21 protein-coding genes are annotated in these 17525 nt (G+C 39.5%); 14 read left to right on the top strand and 7 right to left on the bottom strand.

Annotated elements, in window-relative coordinates; all coding sequences use genetic code 11:
- The first annotated feature begins 368 nt into the window (after positions 1–368).
- From moaD to coaD, 11 genes are all read left to right on the top strand, one after another.
- Positions 369–620 (top strand): molybdopterin synthase sulfur carrier subunit, encoded by a 252-nt coding sequence (gene moaD / locus L2764_RS07910; protein ID WP_248939679.1) that lies wholly within the window; start codon positions 369–371, stop codon positions 618–620.
- 42 nt (positions 621–662) lie between these two features.
- Positions 663–1112, top strand: coding sequence for a molybdopterin synthase catalytic subunit MoaE (gene moaE, locus L2764_RS07905; RefSeq protein WP_248939678.1), 450 nt, complete (start codon positions 663–665; stop codon positions 1110–1112).
- 20 nt (positions 1113–1132) lie between these two features.
- Positions 1133–1933 carry a molybdate ABC transporter substrate-binding protein gene (gene modA, locus L2764_RS07900; RefSeq protein WP_376708391.1) on the top strand — a complete coding sequence of 267 codons (801 nt, stop codon included), beginning with the start codon at positions 1133–1135 and terminating at the stop codon, positions 1931–1933.
- Positions 1933–2610, top strand: coding sequence for a molybdate ABC transporter permease subunit (gene modB, locus L2764_RS07895; RefSeq protein ID WP_248939677.1), 678 nt, complete (start codon positions 1933–1935; stop codon positions 2608–2610). The genes modA and modB overlap by 1 nt, the downstream gene beginning before the upstream one ends.
- Positions 2600–3709, top strand: coding sequence for an ABC transporter ATP-binding protein (locus L2764_RS07890; protein WP_248939676.1), 1110 nt, complete (start codon positions 2600–2602; stop codon positions 3707–3709). Before modB ends, L2764_RS07890 begins: the two co-directional genes overlap by 11 nt.
- A gap of 111 nt (positions 3710–3820) precedes the next feature.
- Positions 3821–4153 carry a NirD/YgiW/YdeI family stress tolerance protein gene (locus tag L2764_RS07885; protein ID WP_248939675.1) on the top strand — a complete coding sequence of 111 codons (333 nt, stop codon included), beginning with the start codon at positions 3821–3823 and terminating at the stop codon, positions 4151–4153.
- 51 nt (positions 4154–4204) lie between these two features.
- Entirely contained in the window at positions 4205–4726 is a 522-nt protein-coding gene (locus L2764_RS07880; protein WP_248939674.1) for a hypothetical protein, read from the top strand.
- 2 nt (positions 4727–4728) lie between these two features.
- Positions 4729–5406 carry a response regulator transcription factor gene (locus L2764_RS07875; RefSeq protein ID WP_248939673.1) on the top strand — a complete coding sequence of 226 codons (678 nt, stop codon included), beginning with the start codon at positions 4729–4731 and terminating at the stop codon, positions 5404–5406.
- A gap of 82 nt (positions 5407–5488) precedes the next feature.
- Complete coding sequence (locus L2764_RS07870; RefSeq protein ID WP_248939715.1) at positions 5489–6712, top strand: sensor histidine kinase; 1224 nt, start codon at positions 5489–5491, stop codon at positions 6710–6712.
- A 17-nt stretch (positions 6713–6729) separates the two neighbouring features.
- Positions 6730–7404 (top strand): TIGR01621 family pseudouridine synthase, encoded by a 675-nt coding sequence (locus tag L2764_RS07865; protein ID WP_248939672.1) that lies wholly within the window; start codon positions 6730–6732, stop codon positions 7402–7404.
- 123 nt (positions 7405–7527) lie between these two features.
- Complete coding sequence (gene coaD / locus L2764_RS07860) at positions 7528–8001, top strand: pantetheine-phosphate adenylyltransferase (protein WP_248939671.1); 474 nt, start codon at positions 7528–7530, stop codon at positions 7999–8001.
- A gap of 46 nt (positions 8002–8047) precedes the next feature.
- Here coaD and L2764_RS07855 read toward each other — a convergent pair whose 3' ends face one another.
- From L2764_RS07855 to L2764_RS07835, 5 genes are all read right to left on the bottom strand, one after another.
- Positions 8048–8263: a glutamine synthetase gene (locus L2764_RS07855; protein ID WP_248939670.1), complete on the bottom strand. Its 216-nt coding sequence runs from the start codon at positions 8261–8263 to the stop codon at positions 8048–8050.
- A 144-nt stretch (positions 8264–8407) separates the two neighbouring features.
- The gene (locus L2764_RS07850) at positions 8408–8602 is read right to left on the bottom strand and encodes a hypothetical protein (protein WP_248939669.1); all 195 of its coding nucleotides are present in this window, start codon (positions 8600–8602) and stop codon (positions 8408–8410) included.
- A 49-nt stretch (positions 8603–8651) separates the two neighbouring features.
- Positions 8652–9467: a bifunctional DNA-formamidopyrimidine glycosylase/DNA-(apurinic or apyrimidinic site) lyase gene (mutM, locus tag L2764_RS07845; RefSeq protein ID WP_248939668.1), complete on the bottom strand. Its 816-nt coding sequence runs from the start codon at positions 9465–9467 to the stop codon at positions 8652–8654.
- Complete coding sequence (locus tag L2764_RS07840) at positions 9460–9972, bottom strand: hypothetical protein (protein ID WP_248939667.1); 513 nt, start codon at positions 9970–9972, stop codon at positions 9460–9462. Before L2764_RS07840 ends, mutM begins: the two co-directional genes overlap by 8 nt.
- Positions 9973–10612: 640 nt before the next feature.
- A complete protein-coding gene (locus L2764_RS07835) occupies positions 10613–11248 on the bottom strand; it encodes a 7-cyano-7-deazaguanine/7-aminomethyl-7-deazaguanine transporter (protein WP_248939666.1) in 636 nt (211 codons plus the stop codon).
- Positions 11249–11567: 319 nt separating this feature from the next.
- On the opposite strand from L2764_RS07835, the gene L2764_RS07830 reads away from it, so the two are divergent.
- Positions 11568–12779, top strand: a complete 1212-nt coding sequence (locus tag L2764_RS07830) for a cyclic di-GMP phosphodiesterase (protein WP_312018346.1) — start codon at positions 11568–11570, stop codon at positions 12777–12779.
- 80 nt (positions 12780–12859) lie between these two features.
- On the top strand, positions 12860–13474 hold the full coding sequence (locus L2764_RS07825; RefSeq protein ID WP_248939665.1) for a paraquat-inducible protein A: 615 nt from the start codon (positions 12860–12862) through the stop codon (positions 13472–13474).
- A gap of 418 nt (positions 13475–13892) precedes the next feature.
- Here L2764_RS07825 and L2764_RS07820 read toward each other — a convergent pair whose 3' ends face one another.
- Positions 13893–14828 carry a YeiH family protein gene (locus L2764_RS07820; protein WP_248939664.1) on the bottom strand — a complete coding sequence of 312 codons (936 nt, stop codon included), beginning with the start codon at positions 14826–14828 and terminating at the stop codon, positions 13893–13895.
- A 229-nt stretch (positions 14829–15057) separates the two neighbouring features.
- Here L2764_RS07820 and L2764_RS07815 point away from each other — a divergent pair, with 229 nt between their 5' ends.
- Complete coding sequence (locus L2764_RS07815; protein WP_248939663.1) at positions 15058–16020, top strand: carbohydrate kinase family protein; 963 nt, start codon at positions 15058–15060, stop codon at positions 16018–16020.
- A 357-nt stretch (positions 16021–16377) separates the two neighbouring features.
- Here the strand turns inward: L2764_RS07815 and L2764_RS07810 are convergent, their stop codons facing one another.
- Positions 16378–17253 (bottom strand): AAA family ATPase, encoded by an 876-nt coding sequence (locus L2764_RS07810; protein WP_248939662.1) that lies wholly within the window; start codon positions 17251–17253, stop codon positions 16378–16380.
- Positions 17254–17525: the final 272 nt, after the last annotated feature.

The following is a 17525-nucleotide window of genomic DNA, read 5'->3' as shown; positions in this document are numbered from 1 at the left end:
CGATAATATTGCTAGTTCCTGTAAGCCTATACCCGTGATACTTCAAGATGCAGGATTCAGCTGGAATTAAAAGCCTTGTAGGCAAGGCTTGTAGCATATGACCTAGTGATTCTAAGTTAATGCTCAATAACGCAGAGTAAAAGGCTTTTAAACCAGCCTGTTAGGAGCAATTGAAACCAACCACTTCTGTGTTGCATGCTTTTAAACGGTGCCTGCATTCCCGCAATCATGCGCCTTAAATTGATTGGTTTTACTGGCTCTGAAAACATGCATCTTGAAGTATCACGGGTATGTAGCCCATTCACTAGTTCCAATGAAAACCCTTTTTTGATAAGGGATGGCCATCTATTTAGAGGTAATACTTCGATATGATCAATGTGTTATTTTTTGCTCAAGTTCGAGAACAATTAGAGTTAAGTAATTTGTTGGTTGCCGCGACTGAAGATCTACAGACGACGAATGATCTTCGTTTACATTTATCAAACAAGGGAGATAAGTGGGCTAATGCTCTCGCTTCTGATCGTTTATTGGTAGCGGTAAATCAAACGATAAGTCAGTGGGACGCATCGGTGCAAGATGGTGATGAAATTGCTTTTTTCCCGCCTGTGACGGGTGGTTAGGGTCAACAGGTCCTAGGATTATTTTTACATTGGAGCATAGTGATGATCCGAGTACAAATTGAGAGTTTCAGTTTAGCTGATGAATATCAATTACTTAATCAGGATAAAAGTGATGGTGCCATCGTTACTTTTGTTGGAAAGGTGAGAGATTTTAATGAGGGCAGCCAAGTGACTCAGTTAACGTTAGAGCATTATCCTGGTATGACTGAAGCAATATTGAGTCAAATTGAACAGGAAGCGCGTAGCCGTTGGCCATTAAATTATGTGCGGATTATACATAGAGTGGGTACATTAGCGTTAGGGGAGCAAATCGTTTTTATTGGTGTGACCAGTCAGCATCGAAAGGCCGCTTTTGATGCCTGTGAGTTTTTAATCGATTTCTTGAAAACCAAAGCGCCTTTTTGGAAGTTAGAAGCAAATGAAGCAAGTCAACGTTGGGTTGACGCAAAAGTCAGTGATGATCTTGCTGCTCATGAATGGAAACAAGAGTAACTAACATGAGGTGGACATTAGTGAGACAGTGTTTAAGTGTTATTTTATTATTTTGGTCTTTGTTCTTTACTGCCTTTTCAGCTCAGGCTACCCCTGTTATACCCCATAAAACGGATATTCCGTTAATTGCAGCGGCTTCCAGTATTAAATTTGCTTTGGATGATATTGTTAAGCAGTTTGAAGCCGATACAGGATTAAGTGTCAATGTGTCTTATGGTTCATCAGGCAATCTTGTTGCGCAAATTATGCATGGTGCCCCTTTTCAATTATTTCTGTCTGCAGATGAGTCTTATGTTGAACAACTTGCTAAAGTGCATTTAATAAAGGGAGAAGCGCAAGTTTATGCGATTGGAAAATTAGCGTTAGTTGCCCCCAAAAGCTCTCCTTTATTATTGGATAAAGCATTACTTGGGGTGAAAACATTATTGGCGTCGGGACAATTATATCGCTTTGCCATTGCTAATCCCAGGCACGCGCCTTATGGAGAGCGTGCTCAAGTGTTGCTTAATAGACTTGGGCTATGGGACAAAATCCAGCCTAGATTGGTATTAGGGGAAAATGTCTCACAGGCGGCTCAATTTGTTTTGACTGGTGCAGTGGAAGGTGGGATTGTTGCTTTGTCATTGGCTATTCGTCCTCAGTTTACCGAGAAAGTGAATTATTTAGTATTGCCCATGGATTTGTATCCCCCTTTAAAGCAGAGTATGGCCTTGCTTAACAAGGCCGATACGACGGCAGCATTATTTTACCAATATGTTTTATCATCTAAAACCCAGTCTATTTTCAAGCAATATGGCTTTGCTAAAATAGAGTCTCAATAATGGATTGGCAAGCATTATTACTCTCGATTAAATTGAGCGGTGTGACTGTGGTGATTCTAATTCCTTTCTCTGTATTTTTCAGTAGATTACTTGCTTACACTCCATTTAAAGGCAAGGCGTGGATTGAAGCCTTAGTCATGGTACCTTTGGTCTTACCTCCCACTGTTGTCGGTTACTATTTATTATCAGGGTTAGGCCAGCAATCTTGGCTTGGACAACAATTGGATCACTGGTTTGGTGTGCAATTAGTGTTTCATTTTTCTGGACTGGTCGTCGCTTCTCTTTTGGTTAATATCCCCTTTGCCATTCAACCGATTCAACGTGCATTTGAAGCCATACCTACAGAAGTTAGAGATGCGGCGGCTTGTTGCGGCATGAGCCGAACTAAAATCTTATTTAAAATAGAATTGCCTATGATTTGGCCTGGTATATTGATGGCGTTTGTTTTGTGCTTTTCCCATGTATTAGGTGAGTTTGGCGTGGTGTTAATGATGGGAGGCAATATTGCTGGTGAAACCAAAACGATTGCTATTGCCATTTATGATAGTGTGCAAGCATTTGATTTTGAAAGTGCAGGTTTAATGTCTATGCTACTGCTTTTATTTGCTATAAGCGTATTGGCGATGACGACGAGCCTATCTCGTCATATAGGAGCTGGAAGTCGACATGAAAATTGACTCTTTCAAAGGGCTCATTTGTCAAATTGAACAACAGAGCCCTATTCGATTGGTGGTGAATTTTGATTGTAAAGCGGGAGAGTTATTGGCTGTCGTAGGGTCTTCTGGCGGTGGTAAGTCGACGCTACTTAGGATGCTTGCTGGATTAAGCTTACCTCAAGTCGGTCATATTCAGTGTGGAGACCGGCTTTGGTATGATACGGCTTCACAAAAGAGTCTTTCTCCGGCTGAACGTCATGTTGGTTATGTCCCTCAACATTTTGGCTTATTTCCTCATTTAACGGCATTAGATAATATTCTTGCTGGTTTAGATCATGTTCCTAAGCAAGAGAGGATGTTGCGTGCGACTCAGTGGTTAGCAAAAATGAAACTTTCTCACTTAGGTTCAAGGCGGCCTAGGCATTTATCAGGTGGGCAGCAACAGCGGATAGCGCTTGCACGGGCATTGGTTAGAGAGCCTGAACTACTGTTATTAGATGAGCCTTTTTCTGCCGTCGATTGGGAGGCAAGAGAATTTTTATATGAAGCATTATTGAGTCTAAAAAGCAGTTTAAATATTCCCGTGGTGATGGTAACTCATGATCTGAAAGAGGCATTATTACTGGCAGATAAAATGATGTTGATGGATAACGGTTTCATGTTACAACAAGGTACTCCACATCAAATTTTGAGTCAGCCAAAATCAGAAATAGTGGCGAGACAAATGGGGCTGAGAAATATTTTTGATGGTATCGTCGATACCCATTCAGAACCATCGGGGTCGACTTGGTTAACATGGCAGGGAATGACGGTGGCTGTTCCTTATCAGCAGAGCCTTGAAGAAGGTATGAAGGTTCGCTGGACAATATCGAATCTGGGTATTGAGTTTGCAAATAATTTGCTTGTTAAGCAACAGGTTAATTGTTTTGTTGTGTGTATTGTTTCTTTAATCACAATGGGAGATATGATGCGTTTAACGGTAAGCTTGCAAGAAAATAATCAAAGGTTACATTTGGAACTCTCTATACAAGTTGTTAATCAATTAGCTTTAGTTCAAGGAGGGGAGACGATGATGATGTTAAATCCAAGTTTTATTCATGTTTTTTCTTCAAGTGATTGAAATAAAATGTTGAAGAGTGATAAACAGATGATCAAAGTTTAATCTGTCAGCCACCTCAAGATTATTAACTATTTTGTACTCTAGCCTATATTTAGGGAAGGGGCAGTAAAAATGACAAAAACATTGGCAGGCTCCATCATATTGACCTGTGTATTAACTTTGCCTGCAAATGCTGATAATAATCAGCCTGAAGTGAGGTTCAAATCGTCAGATAGTATTGTTAACAAAGGCGCATCAGTTACATTCTCCGGATACCTTGTTAAAAGTTTAGATGATGGGTCATACTTGTTTCGTGATAATGCTGGTGATGTCGAAGTTGAAATAAAGAACACGCTATGGCGCGATATGGAAGTATCGGATAACAATCAGGTGACATTAATTGGTCAGAAAGAGGACCGCTGGAAAGGCATTGAAATTGAAATTGACAGCGCTCGTCTGATTTAACAATAACGATTGTTTTATATGATAAAGAGCGGCATTCATCACGGAGGAACCATGGCTCGATGGCTAGTAGGTTTAATACTTTTTTCTGGGGCAGTTGCTGCAGAACCAGAGCTCTACCTATTACTTTCTCAGACAGAGAATCAACCTGTTATGGTTGTCATACGTAAGCTCGAAAATTTGCATTTGGGCGAAATTTCGGGTTTTGATGTTGAACAAAAAGAAGGTGAACTAGTCTATGATTTCCGCATTATTAACGCTAGCGCTAATAAAATATTGACCTATTCTTATCGTGCAAGTGATGGAAAGTTATTGGCGCAAGATTCTTATTTTTTTAATAGGAAAGAAAAAAGTGAATTGGTTGCAGTATTAGCATTAAAGAGCATTCAGATGACATTTTCTGAATTAGTGCAAAAAGCGAGTAAAAATAATCAAGGTTATTTGATTAAAGCGAGTATTGATAATGCATTAGGCATTAACTATTTAGAACTTGAATTTTTAACGCAAGAAGGTCAGCATCAGTTGGCATATAATATTAATAGTCAACGCTTATTACCTTTGCTGAAATGGGATTAACTATGAAAATACTGATAGTAGAAGATGATAGTACAACAATCGATTATGTCGTCAAAGGCTTTGCGGAACAAGGCTATAATATTGAAACAGCAACAGATGGGCATCAAGGTTTGTTACTTGCTACCAGTATGAAATATGACTTGATTATATTAGATCGTATGTTGCCTCAATTAGATGGTCTAAAAGTATTAGCGGCGTTACGTGCCACAGGTAGCCAGACTCCGGTATTGATTCTATCGGCATTAAGTCACGTTGATGAGCGAGTGAAAGGATTGCGTGCAGGTGGTGATGATTACATGACTAAACCATTTGCTTTTTCAGAGTTATTAGTGAGAGCTGAAAAACTCATGCAAAGAGGCGAGTTACAACCGACTAAAACAGATTTAGTCGTTGGACCGCTGACAATGGAATTGCTGACGCGTAAAGTATTGGTTGATGATAATGAACTTATGTTACAGCCAAAAGAATTCCAACTGCTAAAATATTTAATGGAGCATGCTGATCAGGTGATCAGTCGTACTCTCTTGTTTGAAGCAGTATGGGACTATCATTTTGACCCCCGTACCAATGTTATTGATGTGCATATAGCAAAACTTCGTAGAAAGCTCGAGGAGTTGGGCCATGGTGAACTCATCGAAACGGTTAGAGGCGCAGGTTATCGGTTACGTCAAGGGCATTAAGCCTCACCAGAGTAGCGCATGGAGAATAACCATTATTTTTTCAATATTGGTTATTCTTATCATTGGTACCTTATTATTTGGTATGTACCGACAATTAATGAGTGAGCAAGAGTCTCAGCTTGATCAGCAGCTTGCGGCAGAAAAAGCCCGTTATCAACAAATGGCTTTAACCTTAGATCGTCGCAGTTTTGCGACTCAAGTGCGTACCGCCGATCCTAAAGTGGCATTAATCGTTTGGCGAAATTCAGTGGATCTCATTGGTGCATTAAGCATGATCCCTGATGATATGCCGATGCTACCCAAAAAACGTGAATTTCCTGTTTTTGCGGGTGGTTCGGATAAGCTACATATCTTGACCGGTGGTTTGGCAATGACCCGATATGGTCCGGTATTGATAGCCACGCGTACCGATCAACTGGGCACGTTAATTGATAAATTTAGTAATGCTGCTATTACAGCATTAATGCTGACTATTGTCCTGACCTTGGCATTAGGTTACCTTTTTTCTAAAACGTTATTGCGGCGTTTGGTTCAATATAACCGCCTGAGTGAACAAATTGAGAAAGGGGAATATTCTACCCGTCTTCCTATTAGCTGGCGTAAAGATGAATTTGATATGTTAGCTCAGCAATTTAACCGCGTACTCGATACCTTAGAAGGTAATCTGGCTGCCGTTCGTGGAGTCACCGATAACATCGCTCATGATTTACGGACCCCCTTGTCTCATTTGCGTATAGGCTTAGAGCAATTACCAGAGAAATCAAGAGAGGCTTTACCCGAAAATTGCGCGATTATCACAGAAGAACTTGATCATTGTTTGGCGACTTTTGATGCCATGTTATCTTTAACACGCATAGAAGAAGGCCAACAAACACTGGAGTTACAAGAACTCAGTTTACAAGCGATCAGTCGTGATTTATTTGAAATGGCTGAAGCGATTACAGAATACAATGAACAAAGTTTAGTGCTCGAAATGGAAGATGACTATCTTATTACTGGAGATAAATACTTATTATTCCAAGCGATATTTAACCTTGTTGATAATGCTATTAAATATTCTCCTAAGGGTGCAAAAATTAACATTATCCAAAAAGAGAATACGTTAATCATTAGTGACGATGGTATTGGTATACCTGATGAAGAGAAAGAGAGAGTATTTGAGCGTTTGGTGAGATTAGATCCTAGTCGTCATTATAAAGGCACTGGACTCGGTTTATCTATGGTTAAAGCGATATTATCGCGTCATAATGCCAGCATTATCTTAAGTGACAATCACCCAGGATTGGTTGTTACTATTACTTTTTAATGAGAATGCGGGTCTATATGTATCGAATTATTGCAAATGAAGCTGATTTTTTGGTGATTTCAAAATCGGCTAATGTTCATTTTCATAGTCAATCGGGCTCTGCTGGTGTGATGGCGCAGTTAGAACAAGATTTACAAATAAAATTATATTCAGTTCATCGGCTCGATACCCCCACCTCTGGATTATTATTGTTGGCTAAAACGTCAAATGCGGCGGCAGAATTTACTCGCTTATTTAGTGCTCACAAGGTACAGAAATATTATTTGGCAGTGGCGGCAGGAAAGCCTAAAAAAAAGCAAGGCTGGGTTGTTGGCGATATGAGTAAGTCACGGCGCAGTATGCACAAGCTTTTAAGAACGCAACTTAATCCTGCTATTACGCAGTTTTTCTCCTATTCCGTGAATGACGGTTTAAGGCTATATTTACTTAAGCCTCATAGTGGTAAGACTCATCAGCTGCGGGTGGCGTTAGCCAGTTTAAGAGTGCCCATTTTAGGTGATGAGCTTTATGGCGGGGAAAAATCAGATCGGACTTATTTACATGCGTACTGTTTATCTTTTCAGTATCTTGGATGCGATTATGAGTATAGAGATGTTCCTTTCCAAGGTGTGAATTTTACTTGTCCGCAAGTGAAGGCATTAATGGCTGATTTGACTTCTCCAGAGGCATTAGCTTGGCCTGCCCGTAAATAAATAAACTTAAGACACTGCAGTTGAGCGATATTTTATCATTTAGGTGCTCGTCATATATTCACAATATTCTGATCTAAGAGTAGGATAGTTGCAAATATTTTTGATGTGATAAGGTAAATTATCATGCATAAGCGAGCGATATACCCTGGAACGTTTGATCCCATTACCAATGGTCATACCGATCTGATTGAACGTGCGGCAAAATTATTTCAACATGTTGTGGTTGCCATCGCCTCAAACCCCTCTAAACAGCCAAGGTTTACGCTTGAAGAGCGGGTGGAGCTGGTTAAGCTCGTTACAGCCCACTTGGACAATGTGGAGGTTGTCGGCTTTAATGGCTTGTTAGTGGACTTTGCCAAGCAGCAAAATGCGAGTGTATTATTACGTGGTTTGAGAGCGGTTTCTGATTTCGAATATGAGTTTCAATTGGCGAATATGAATCGTCGATTGAGTCCAGATCTTGAAAGTGTCTTTTTAACCCCTGCTGAAGAAAACTCTTTTATTTCATCAACGTTAGTAAAAGAAGTCGCTTTCCATGGTGGTGATGTGAGTCAATTTGTTCACTCCGAAGTGGCTAATGCTCTGAATAAAAAATAGTCACACCCAAGTAAACCCGCTGGATCCTGCATCTTCAGCGGGTATATTATTGCTGCCAGCAGGTTGCAGCAATAATTTCGGCAGGCGTTGATTTCATGAATAATGCAAATTCCTCTAGTCGAATGGCAATAATCGTTTCAAATAAGGCTTGCCCTAATGCATCTTGTAATACCGCATTACTCTTGAAAGCATCAAGGCTCTCTTGTAATCGGCTTGGTAAGGGGTTGATTCCACCCAGAGCTTTATTTTGCTCTTTGGTCAATATTGACTGGCATAGGTAAATTTTCTTGATGACAGAGCCCCGCTAAACCTTGGGCAATATTGGCTGCATTGTGGCTCATTGCGGGTGGCCCTTTAATCTCAGTGGGTCTGATTCCCCGCAGCTGGCTGCGTAAGTTTTAGTCTTTCAGTATCTTAATACCTCGCTTCGCGTAGCGAAGTTGAGCCAAAGGCGAGATAGCTTGCTGCGGGGATTTTTATTATACGATAAAGAAATGGCACTGATCCCTTGTGCTTGCAAGTGCTCGACCAATGCATTTGCACGTTCTCCAGCGGCGTGGTTACCTAATAGGTTATTTGATTTTGGGGTTGCATCATCCATCAGTGGCATCCTTTTATTGCTTATTTTTAGGCCTGCAAGTTAACAGAGCCTAAAGAGTTTGGCACAAAGAACAAAAAACCGTTGCACGCTGTCCCAATCGTATTTCACTTAACAAATGACCACATTGGGTACAGGCTTGTCCGCCTTTGCCATAGACATGTAACTTTTGAGCAAAATAACCGGGTTTACCCTCGGCATTAGTAAAATCCTTCAGTGTCGTTCCACCTTGCTCGATGGCCTTTTTAAGAATTTGTTTAACTTCGACGACAAGTAAAATGAGGCGTTCAATATCAATCTTTCCTGCAGGTGCTTGAGGATGAATACCAGCAGCAAATAAGGCTTCATTCGCATAAATATTACCGACGCCGACGACGATATGATTATCCATTAAGCATAGCTTAATGGCTTTCTTTTTATTCTTAAGCGCCGCTAATAAGTATTCTTGATTGAAGCTGCTATGCAGGGGTTCGGGTCCCAATTTTGACAGTAAAGGATGGGCTTCTTCAGGGAGTTCACACCAAAGCCAAGCACCAAAGCGACGTGGATCGTTCAAACGTAATATACGGCCACTGGCAAGTTCTAAATCAATATGATCATGCTTCTCTACGGGAGTGTTAAGGGAAACGAGTCGTAAGCTCCCTGACATGCCTAAATGGATGATGGTGGTCCCGGCATCGGTATCAATGAGTAAATATTTAGCTCGGCGTCTGACGTTACGGATCACTTGGCCGACAATTTGTTGTGCTATTTCAGGTACTGGCCAACGTAATCGAGCATTGCGGACAATTAATTTAGTGACTTTGTTATCAATTAAGTAAGGGGAAATACCTTGACGAGTCACTTCAACTTCGGGTAATTCAGGCATAAGGTATTGGTCTCATATTGATTGTTAAAGGGGATGGGCTGACACGTTTTTGTTGATCTAGCTGAGGTAATAAATGAGCGTGTGACTGGGCTGGTATTTTATACCAATTTCCTTTAGGTGATTTTAGTAAGCCTTCTTTGGACAATAATAACCATACCTGAGGAGTGGAGAAACCATCAATATAAAGAGTGACTTGCTGTGGTGTTGCGGTGATCTTAGGTGCTTTCTTTAATGAAATAATGCTCAACTTTTTCCAAGTCTCGGCCCATTCTTGACAGTTGAATACACTGGGACTGCAGTGCCACTGTGTTTGTACTTTTTCAAATTTGATAGTACCTAGCTTTAAACCGACAAGGGGCATGGCGTCATCAAATAGAGTTTGTGCGCTCGAAGGCTGAGGCCCTGACTGCTTGCTGCTATCATCATCGATTAATGAGAGTACGGAGACCATCACTAAGGATGCGATGATAATAATGTTGTTCCATTTTTTCCGAGAAAATCCCATGAAATGTAATCAATGCCTAGGGTAAAAGATAAGTAGCGATGCTATACCTAAGGGCTGTTCTTATGCAAGTTGAATTGGGAATGACTCGATTGAGGGGCCTAATGCCCATCCCATTATATAGATGATTAATTCAGAGTCTCTCAGGCTTTTCAATTCAAGGCGTATTGATAAATAGTTGTTCTCTTTTTAAATTAATGCAACGTAGAAGTGGAATGCTTGAGGGACTTACTTAGTACGGGTTTCAACATACTTTATGTTACATTAGATGCTTTCGACATGGAGTAGTTATTAGCTTCAACCATCTGTCTTTCCTATAGCATTTTTAATTATCGCTGAAAGATCACTTATACACTGGGATTGGTATAACCATAAATTTGCGATAAAAAAAAGCCGAAGAATAATCTACGGCTATAAAAGAGTGTGAGCAATGTTGTGCATATAAACTCAAAGACTAATGTAAAAATAAGAACTACTTTTAAGTTAGAAGCGAGTTTCAGAACGCAAGTTAATAGTAATCATTCTCATTTGTGTTTGCAAGCTTTTATAGCATAAAAAATAATTAACTTATCAATTTTTATGTTTGATTGATTTTATGGCCTTATTTATTAGCAGGTTAGTTTTATGATGTTGAGTCGATGACTTATTCCAATAGTTTCTTTTGAATATAGGTCAGTAAGAGGCCATAAGCAGGAATGAATAAACCTAAGCTGACGATAAGCTTAAAAACATAATCAATTGAGGCTATTTCTGGCCAGTTTTGACTCATAAAAAGATCTGCAGAGGCATAGAAAGCGATACTGAAAAAAACGAGGGTATCAACACAATTACCTATAATGCTTGAGGCTGTCGGTGCGAACCACCAAGTTTTGAGTTGCCTTAATTTGGCAAAAACATAGATATCCATCAACTGGCCAATCAAGTAGGCGGCAAAGCTGGCAAAAGCAATTCTTAATACAAAGCTATTAAGCTTCAATAAGCTTGAGTATGTTTGAAATTGACCTTGTTGGAAAAGAACCCCAATAAGGTAGGTAATGATGAGTGCGGGCATCATACTTATAAAAATAATTTTTCGTGCTTGATATTGTCCAAATATTCTGACGGTCAGATCCGTTGCTAAGTAAACAAAAGGAAAGCTAAAGGCACCCCAAGTGGTGTGAAATCCGAACATTTGAAAGGGCAATTGTACTAAATAATTACTGGCACATATGATCGTAATATGGAAACTAACGAGAATAAATAAAGCGCGTCTCATTTGCGCCGACGTAAACATGAGCATGATGTGGCCTTTTTAAAATGGCGGGGTAAGGGAACCCGCAAGATTGATTTTATTACGACAATAAACAAGGCGGCACAGTATAAAGAAGATTGTCGTTTGAGCAAGTTCTAAATCATATTAACGTTGTTTACTTGGATGAGTCCATGTCTCGACATAGCGAAATCTGTGTGGCCGTATACATCAGTGACTCAGAAGCTGGTATCTTCGTGTCGCTTATGTATAAAATGGTACATATATTGAAACATATTCACAGTAATGTTATGTATTTAAACTAATTATTAGTTATTTATAGTGTTCATATTCTAAGGATGGTGAGGAAGTGGGGGATGTTACTTTAGCTGAAAAACAACTCAGGATCGCAGTCACTGAGTTGGCTGTCGGGATGTATATTACGTCTTTTGATCGACAAAACCAGTTGATAAGTATCGCTAATTCAGGTCAGCTACGAAGCCAGGCTGATATTGAAACCTTGCTTAGCAGTGGGGTGGAGTATGTTTGGGTTGATTTAGCCCGTTCAAAGGCTTCAGTTGTCTTATTATACCAAGCTAATTCAGTAAGTTGTCATTTTTCCACGGATGCAAAAACAAGGTTTGTTAAAAAAATAGGGATCAGTAGGGAGGCGGCTCAAATCAAGGCCGGTGAATTGTTATCCGAGTCAAAACGATTAATTCAAAAGGTACTTTTTGAAACCTTTGAAGGTAAAGCGATTGAAATATCCCCTTTTGAAACCTTAGCCGATAATATGATTAATATGATGCTTCAAGATCACGATGCACTGAGTTGTATGTCTGCTTTACGTAGCAAAGATGCTTATTTACTCGAACACTCAGTGAATGTTGCTTTTTTATTGGTGACGTTTGGGCGTTATTTAACGCTAGAACAACCCATATTAAAGCAATTGGTGATCGGTGGGATATTACATGATATAGGGAAAATTAGAGTTGATATTAAGGTATTAAATAAGCCTGGAAAGCTCACTGCAGCTGAATTTGAACATATTAAACTACATCAAAACTATGCCATTGATATTCTAGATAATATCCAGGGTTTATCTCAAGTTAGTAAAGATATTTGTTTGATGCATCATGAAAAGCTAGACGGTAAGGGCTATCCGCGTGGCTTAGTGGCTGAGCAGATTTCACTACATGGAAGAATGAGTTGTATTGTTGATATTTTTGATGCCTTGACTGCAAATCGGTCTTATAAAGAGGCGATGAGCCCTGCGGCGGCCTTCAAAATATTATTAAGTTTAACCCCATTTCATCTGGATAAAGATCTTGTCTATGATTTTATCCGTTGTGTCGGTATCTATCCTGTCGGATCGCTGGTTGAGTTATCTAATGGCCTTGTTGGGATTGTATGGGAGGCAAATAAGCGTGATGCATTGCACCCTATTGTAAAATGCTTTTATTCTGTGCTTAACAGAAGGTATGTCAATGTGACTATGATTGATTTATTAAAGTCTGATTTGTATATAGAACGAGGGTTAGTGTCGACATCTTTGGACATCGATCCCACTCCTTTTTATTAGCGGTTTAAAGGTGTGAAACTTGGATCTTAATTAGAAATTCCTTAGACTGCCTTTATCGTTGGCTTAATTTGAAAAACAAAATGAAGAAAATACTTTCTATCGCAGTGATTGTTATTTCATTGGCTTTGCTCATTCCTGGTGTGACTCAACCGATTTTAAGCATTCAAGGCACGATTGAAAAGTCGGCTTTAAGGGATGCAGGACTCGATATGATAGCGGAGAATATGGGAGATGACTCTCAAAGTAGCGCCAGAGGTATGCTGTCGATGGTCACTGGCATGCTGGGTTTAAATGAAGTGAAAGGTGAGGTTGAAGTCTTTCAAAAAACCCGCAGTATTTGGGGAACGAGCGAAGAGCTTTATCATTCTGGTAATGAAGTGGTTGCTTTACTGATTATCTTATTTAGTGTGCTGATCCCTTTAGTGAAATTAACCTTGATGCTACTCATGGCATTACCGATAAAGGACTCATTCTATCGCTCATTAGACCGATTTATTGGCGTTATTGGTAAGTGGTCTATGGCAGATGTTTTTATTGTTGCCATCATTGTGAGTTATATGGCGGGTAATGCATCTGCGGGCATGGGAGATTTATTGAAAACAACCGCACAGTTTGAAGTGGGTTTTTACTATTTCTTAGGCTATTGTTTGTTTTCTTTGTTGAGTCATTTTCTGCTGACTATTAAACGCTCTTAGTGCCAGTATGGCTTCTGTCAGTATAGGGAGCTGATAGAAGCAAACGTGCGTTTTTACTATTTTTTAGGCTATTGTTTGTTTTCTTTGTTGAGTTATTTTTTGCTGATTATTAAATGCTCTTAGTCGATATTGCTATGAAATAGAGATAAAAAATCTTATTTTTTTATCAACAACTCAATAATAATAGGCAAATAAAATCTTATTGTAAGCTGGGATGTGGCTGGCTTATATTGTATTGCCGAGGAGATATGTGGTGAAAACTTGGTTGCTATTTGGCTTGTTACTGACATTGACAATCATATCAATAATGACAAGTGGTTTAGCTCAGGCTCTACTCCATTTAGGCATTTTTTTAAGTCTCATATGGTATGTTGTTTACGAAAAACCATCTAAATATTAATAAGTTAGTATGATTCAGCTAGTTAAAGTTTAAGATGTAAATAAGCGACGTTGTCCCTATTGAAAACCATAACCCTACGCCTAAAATTAACGGTTTCATACCGGCTTGTTTCATTTTTTCGATGGTGATCCCAGCACCAATTAAGAATAAACACACGACTAATAAACGTTTCGCCCCATCAAAAATAAGCTGATATAGCGCTTGCCCCTCCGGTAGCCAATGAGCAGTGGCTATTGCAATACAATATAGGGCGATAAAGTATGGGAACTGAATGCGTTTACTGTCCCCTTTAAATAACATTGCGCTAATAAAAGCGATGGGGATAATCCATAAAGCTCTTGCGAGTTTTATGGTTGTCGCAGTGAGGAGCGCTTCATTACCATAGGCCGATGCGGCACCAATGACCGAAGAGGTATCATGAATGGCTATGGCGCTCCATATGCCGAATTCATGCTGGCTCATTGATAATAGATGCCCGATAGTAGGGAAAAGAAATAAAGCGATAGCATTGAGTATAAAGATGGTTGCCAGTGCAATTCCTGACTCATGGCTATTAGCATTAATGGCAGGAGTTATTGCAGCAATGGCACTCCCGCCACAAATGGCTGTACCTGCCGAAATTAAATAACCTGTTTTTGTGTTTAGCTTGAGTGATTTTGTTAAAAAGTACCCTAATAGCAGGGTAAATAGGATAGAGCCTACGATTAAAGGGAAGTTTTCGACACTGGCCGTAATCGCGGTATTAAGCTGAATACCAAAACCTAAACCGACAATAGAGCTACCCAGTAGATTTTTCACCCAAGGTGATAATGTATTTGCAGAGGGGGCGATACCTAAACTGGCCGCACTAAAGCCTAAAATAAGGGCTAAAGGTGGATTGATTATCGGCAGTAAACATAATAATCCTAGCGTAATAAAAATGACTTTTTTTCTATTATTATAGATTGTTATCATTATACGTTCCCCCCTCGCTTTACGACTGTAAAATGAGAGTATAGCGTGAAGGGCTATTCTAATAAACTAAGTATATTTTACTTTTACATTCAGTTTTATTTAATCTGTCGGCAGGCTCGCTATTCATTTTATTGCTTGGGTCTATCTTTAAAGATCCAACAATCAGAGTACGGATTTAATCATTAATTATTGCTATAACTAATGTATGGATGAATAACAGGTTTCATCAATGAAAAAATATGATTGTATTTTTGCTGGGGAAATTTGTATTGATTTACCCATTAATCCTATCCCATTAGATGTCCCGATAATTGAGCATTCACCGATAGAACTCTCATCAATTGATTATGTTGCAGGGGGAGTGGTGAGCAATGGCTGCATGGTACTGTCGACATTAGGTTTACAGGCTGTCGCTTTAGGCTGCGTTGGCCAAGATGTATGGGCAGATGTGTTACTCGAAAAACTGCATGATCACGGTGTTGATATATCACATATTATATCACTACCCGAAGCAACGTCGGCCTGCCTAGTGTTGGTTGGATCACAAGGCGGGCATTGTTTTGCATATCATGCAGGTGCCTCTCAGAAGTTAAATGCCAGTATGATGCTTGAAAACATGGATATTTATCATCAAAGTCGCTATTTAATGCTTGGTTATTATGGACTAATGCGATCATTAACACCCGATCTTCAATATGTCTTGCCAAAGATAAAAAAAACGGGATGTCGGATTGCTCTGGATGCTGCTTTTGGAGGAGGGAAGCTACAGCCTTTAGATAACATATTGCCTTATTTAGATATTTACATTCCCTCTTATGAAGAAGCAAGTCAGCAAACTGGGGAGGCAGAGCCTCATAAAATGCTCCAGTGTTTCAGGCAATATTCGAGATCCGATACTCTATTGGGGATAAAACTAGGCGCTAACGGGGCACTTCTTAGCCCATCAAAAGGTGAATTTATTACCATTGATCCTGTTATTCTTTCCTCAGAGGTTAAAGATACCACTGGCGCGGGTGATAGCTTTTATGCGGGATTGATAGCAGGATTAATCAAAGGCTACAGCGTTGAGGCCTCGGCAAAAATTGCATCTGCTGCAGGAGCTTGTTGTATTACAGAGATTGGTACTATCGCGGGGGTTAAAAATTTTCAACAAACTTGTCAGTTTGCTGGGGTTAAGGTTTTTCCTACTTAAAATAGAGTTGATGCGCTTTCCGTGTGATTGCAAGCTGGTGGGCTGAATATATTTTATTATGCTGTGGCGTTGCTGCTTCTCCTCTCATTTAGTTTACATTAATGCTAAATGAGAAGAGGAGGTGGACCACAGTGCTATCTCATGGTAGAATAATACTGCCACACGTTGATTCTGGAATAAGTCTGGAAAGCTATATGTGAACTGCATACATAGTACTTTCCAGAATGTTGAATATTTGATGATATTTTTATCAAAACTACGCTGTTTTAGAGATATTTTCCAGAAAAATGAGTTTTGATAGTCATTTTTCCTAAAATTCGAGTTAAAACTGTATCACATTCCAGAATCTCAATCATTTTATAAATCATTATAAATGAAATTCATCATTCCTTCTGCATATGATCTTGAATCTTCGAGAGTCCATAGATCTAACTCATGTGCTGGCAGGTTGAGGGTTGTTCTATAGTCATGTAGATATGTCGCAACAGTTGGCTCAATATTCCCATTATTTCTCAGGGCTTCAATACAATCGTTAAAAGTGTCACTATCCGTTAGATTTAAAGCGACTAGTGGTAATCTATATCGTTGCCTCATTTCATCCTCAATGAATGGGCGGAGTTTCGTTATTTTGTTGTCTTGTGTGTGTCGGTCCACAAAACTCATTATCTCCATGTATCTTTCATCATGGGCTGTCGCTGTCATCTCTGCTTTTGATGTCTGAGTAAAATTGGAACCTTGAGAGGTTTGAATTATTTTTAGTGCCTGTGCATCATTAAATTTTTTCATTACCGCCGATGCCATCCCTTTATAATGAGTGGTGATAATCATTTGTTTAATTGATGGCTTAAGCGCGAAAAGTATACGTAGAATGTTTGAAATGCGTTCATTATCAAAGCTGGTAACAGGGTCATCCATAACTAAAATTGTCTTTACTTTATCTTCATCTGATAGTTGATGAATTTTGGCCAGGAAAATGCTGAGGGCCAGCGCTCTTCTGTCGGATTCACTGAACAGACAATGTAGCTTGGAGTTATTGATTAATTGCTCCTTGAACTTTACTTCTAGGTCATAAACAGTTCTTGTTCCGCCTCGGTTAATATTTCTAGAGATCTCATAATCAGACGAACCAATGGCGCGAAACAGCGTGTTAATCTCAGTGAAATATGTATCTAAAAACACCTCTTGGGCTTGCTCCAATGAAACTTTTTCAGCGTCATATTGAATTTTGTCCATATCTATTTGGGTTTTTAAATCAATATATTGTGTGCACGTTTTATCTAGTTGAAGTCTCTTTCGGTTTTTTTTAATTGCTACTTCGTTTTGTTCGTAACCGTCCGAGCAAGTACATCTTCAACTGCGTTCATTGATCCCTTATTTTAACGTCTGACTATCACATCAGGAGTTAATATGACTAAGCGTTCTCATGAAGAGTGGGTTGATTTGATAAAGCAGCAGCCCGCTAGCGGCTTAACAATAAAAGATTTTTGCCTTCAACATCAGCTCAG

The sequence above is a fragment of the Shewanella surugensis genome (assembly GCF_023284005.1).
In the GTDB taxonomy this organism is placed as follows: Bacteria; Pseudomonadota; Gammaproteobacteria; order Enterobacterales; family Shewanellaceae; genus Shewanella; species Shewanella surugensis.
The sequence above is the reverse complement of the archived record's forward strand: the minus strand, read 5'-3'. Positions and strand labels throughout refer to the sequence as shown.

Bases quoted from the DNA above. Each gene is read 5' to 3' on its own strand.
- L2764_RS07875 (WP_248939673.1), top strand. From the start codon at position 4,729: ATGAAAATACTGATAGTAGAAGATGATAGTACAACAATCGATTATGTC.
- L2764_RS07890 (WP_248939676.1), top strand. From the start codon at position 2,600: ATGAAAATTGACTCTTTCAAAGGGCTCATTTGTCAAATTGAACAACAG.
- L2764_RS07820 (WP_248939664.1), bottom strand. From the start codon at position 14,828: ATGATAACAATCTATAATAATAGAAAAAAAGTCATTTTTATTACGCTA.
- L2764_RS07825 (WP_248939665.1), top strand. From the start codon at position 12,860: ATGAAGAAAATACTTTCTATCGCAGTGATTGTTATTTCATTGGCTTTG.
- L2764_RS07815 (WP_248939663.1), top strand. From the start codon at position 15,058: ATGAAAAAATATGATTGTATTTTTGCTGGGGAAATTTGTATTGATTTA.
- modB (WP_248939677.1), top strand. From the start codon at position 1,933: ATGGATTGGCAAGCATTATTACTCTCGATTAAATTGAGCGGTGTGACT.
- L2764_RS07835 (WP_248939666.1), bottom strand. From the start codon at position 11,248: ATGCTCATGTTTACGTCGGCGCAAATGAGACGCGCTTTATTTATTCTC.
- coaD (WP_248939671.1), top strand. From the start codon at position 7,528: ATGCATAAGCGAGCGATATACCCTGGAACGTTTGATCCCATTACCAAT.
- moaD (WP_248939679.1), top strand. From the start codon at position 369: ATGATCAATGTGTTATTTTTTGCTCAAGTTCGAGAACAATTAGAGTTA.
- L2764_RS07885 (WP_248939675.1), top strand. From the start codon at position 3,821: ATGACAAAAACATTGGCAGGCTCCATCATATTGACCTGTGTATTAACT.
- L2764_RS07870 (WP_248939715.1), top strand. From the start codon at position 5,489: ATGTACCGACAATTAATGAGTGAGCAAGAGTCTCAGCTTGATCAGCAG.
- L2764_RS07865 (WP_248939672.1), top strand. From the start codon at position 6,730: ATGTATCGAATTATTGCAAATGAAGCTGATTTTTTGGTGATTTCAAAA.
- mutM (WP_248939668.1), bottom strand. From the start codon at position 9,467: ATGCCTGAATTACCCGAAGTTGAAGTGACTCGTCAAGGTATTTCCCCT.
- L2764_RS07850 (WP_248939669.1), bottom strand. From the start codon at position 8,602: ATGGATGATGCAACCCCAAAATCAAATAACCTATTAGGTAACCACGCC.
- moaE (WP_248939678.1), top strand. From the start codon at position 663: ATGATCCGAGTACAAATTGAGAGTTTCAGTTTAGCTGATGAATATCAA.
- L2764_RS07810 (WP_248939662.1), bottom strand. From the start codon at position 17,253: ATGGACAAAATTCAATATGACGCTGAAAAAGTTTCATTGGAGCAAGCC.
- L2764_RS07840 (WP_248939667.1), bottom strand. From the start codon at position 9,972: ATGGGATTTTCTCGGAAAAAATGGAACAACATTATTATCATCGCATCC.
- L2764_RS07880 (WP_248939674.1), top strand. From the start codon at position 4,205: ATGGCTCGATGGCTAGTAGGTTTAATACTTTTTTCTGGGGCAGTTGCT.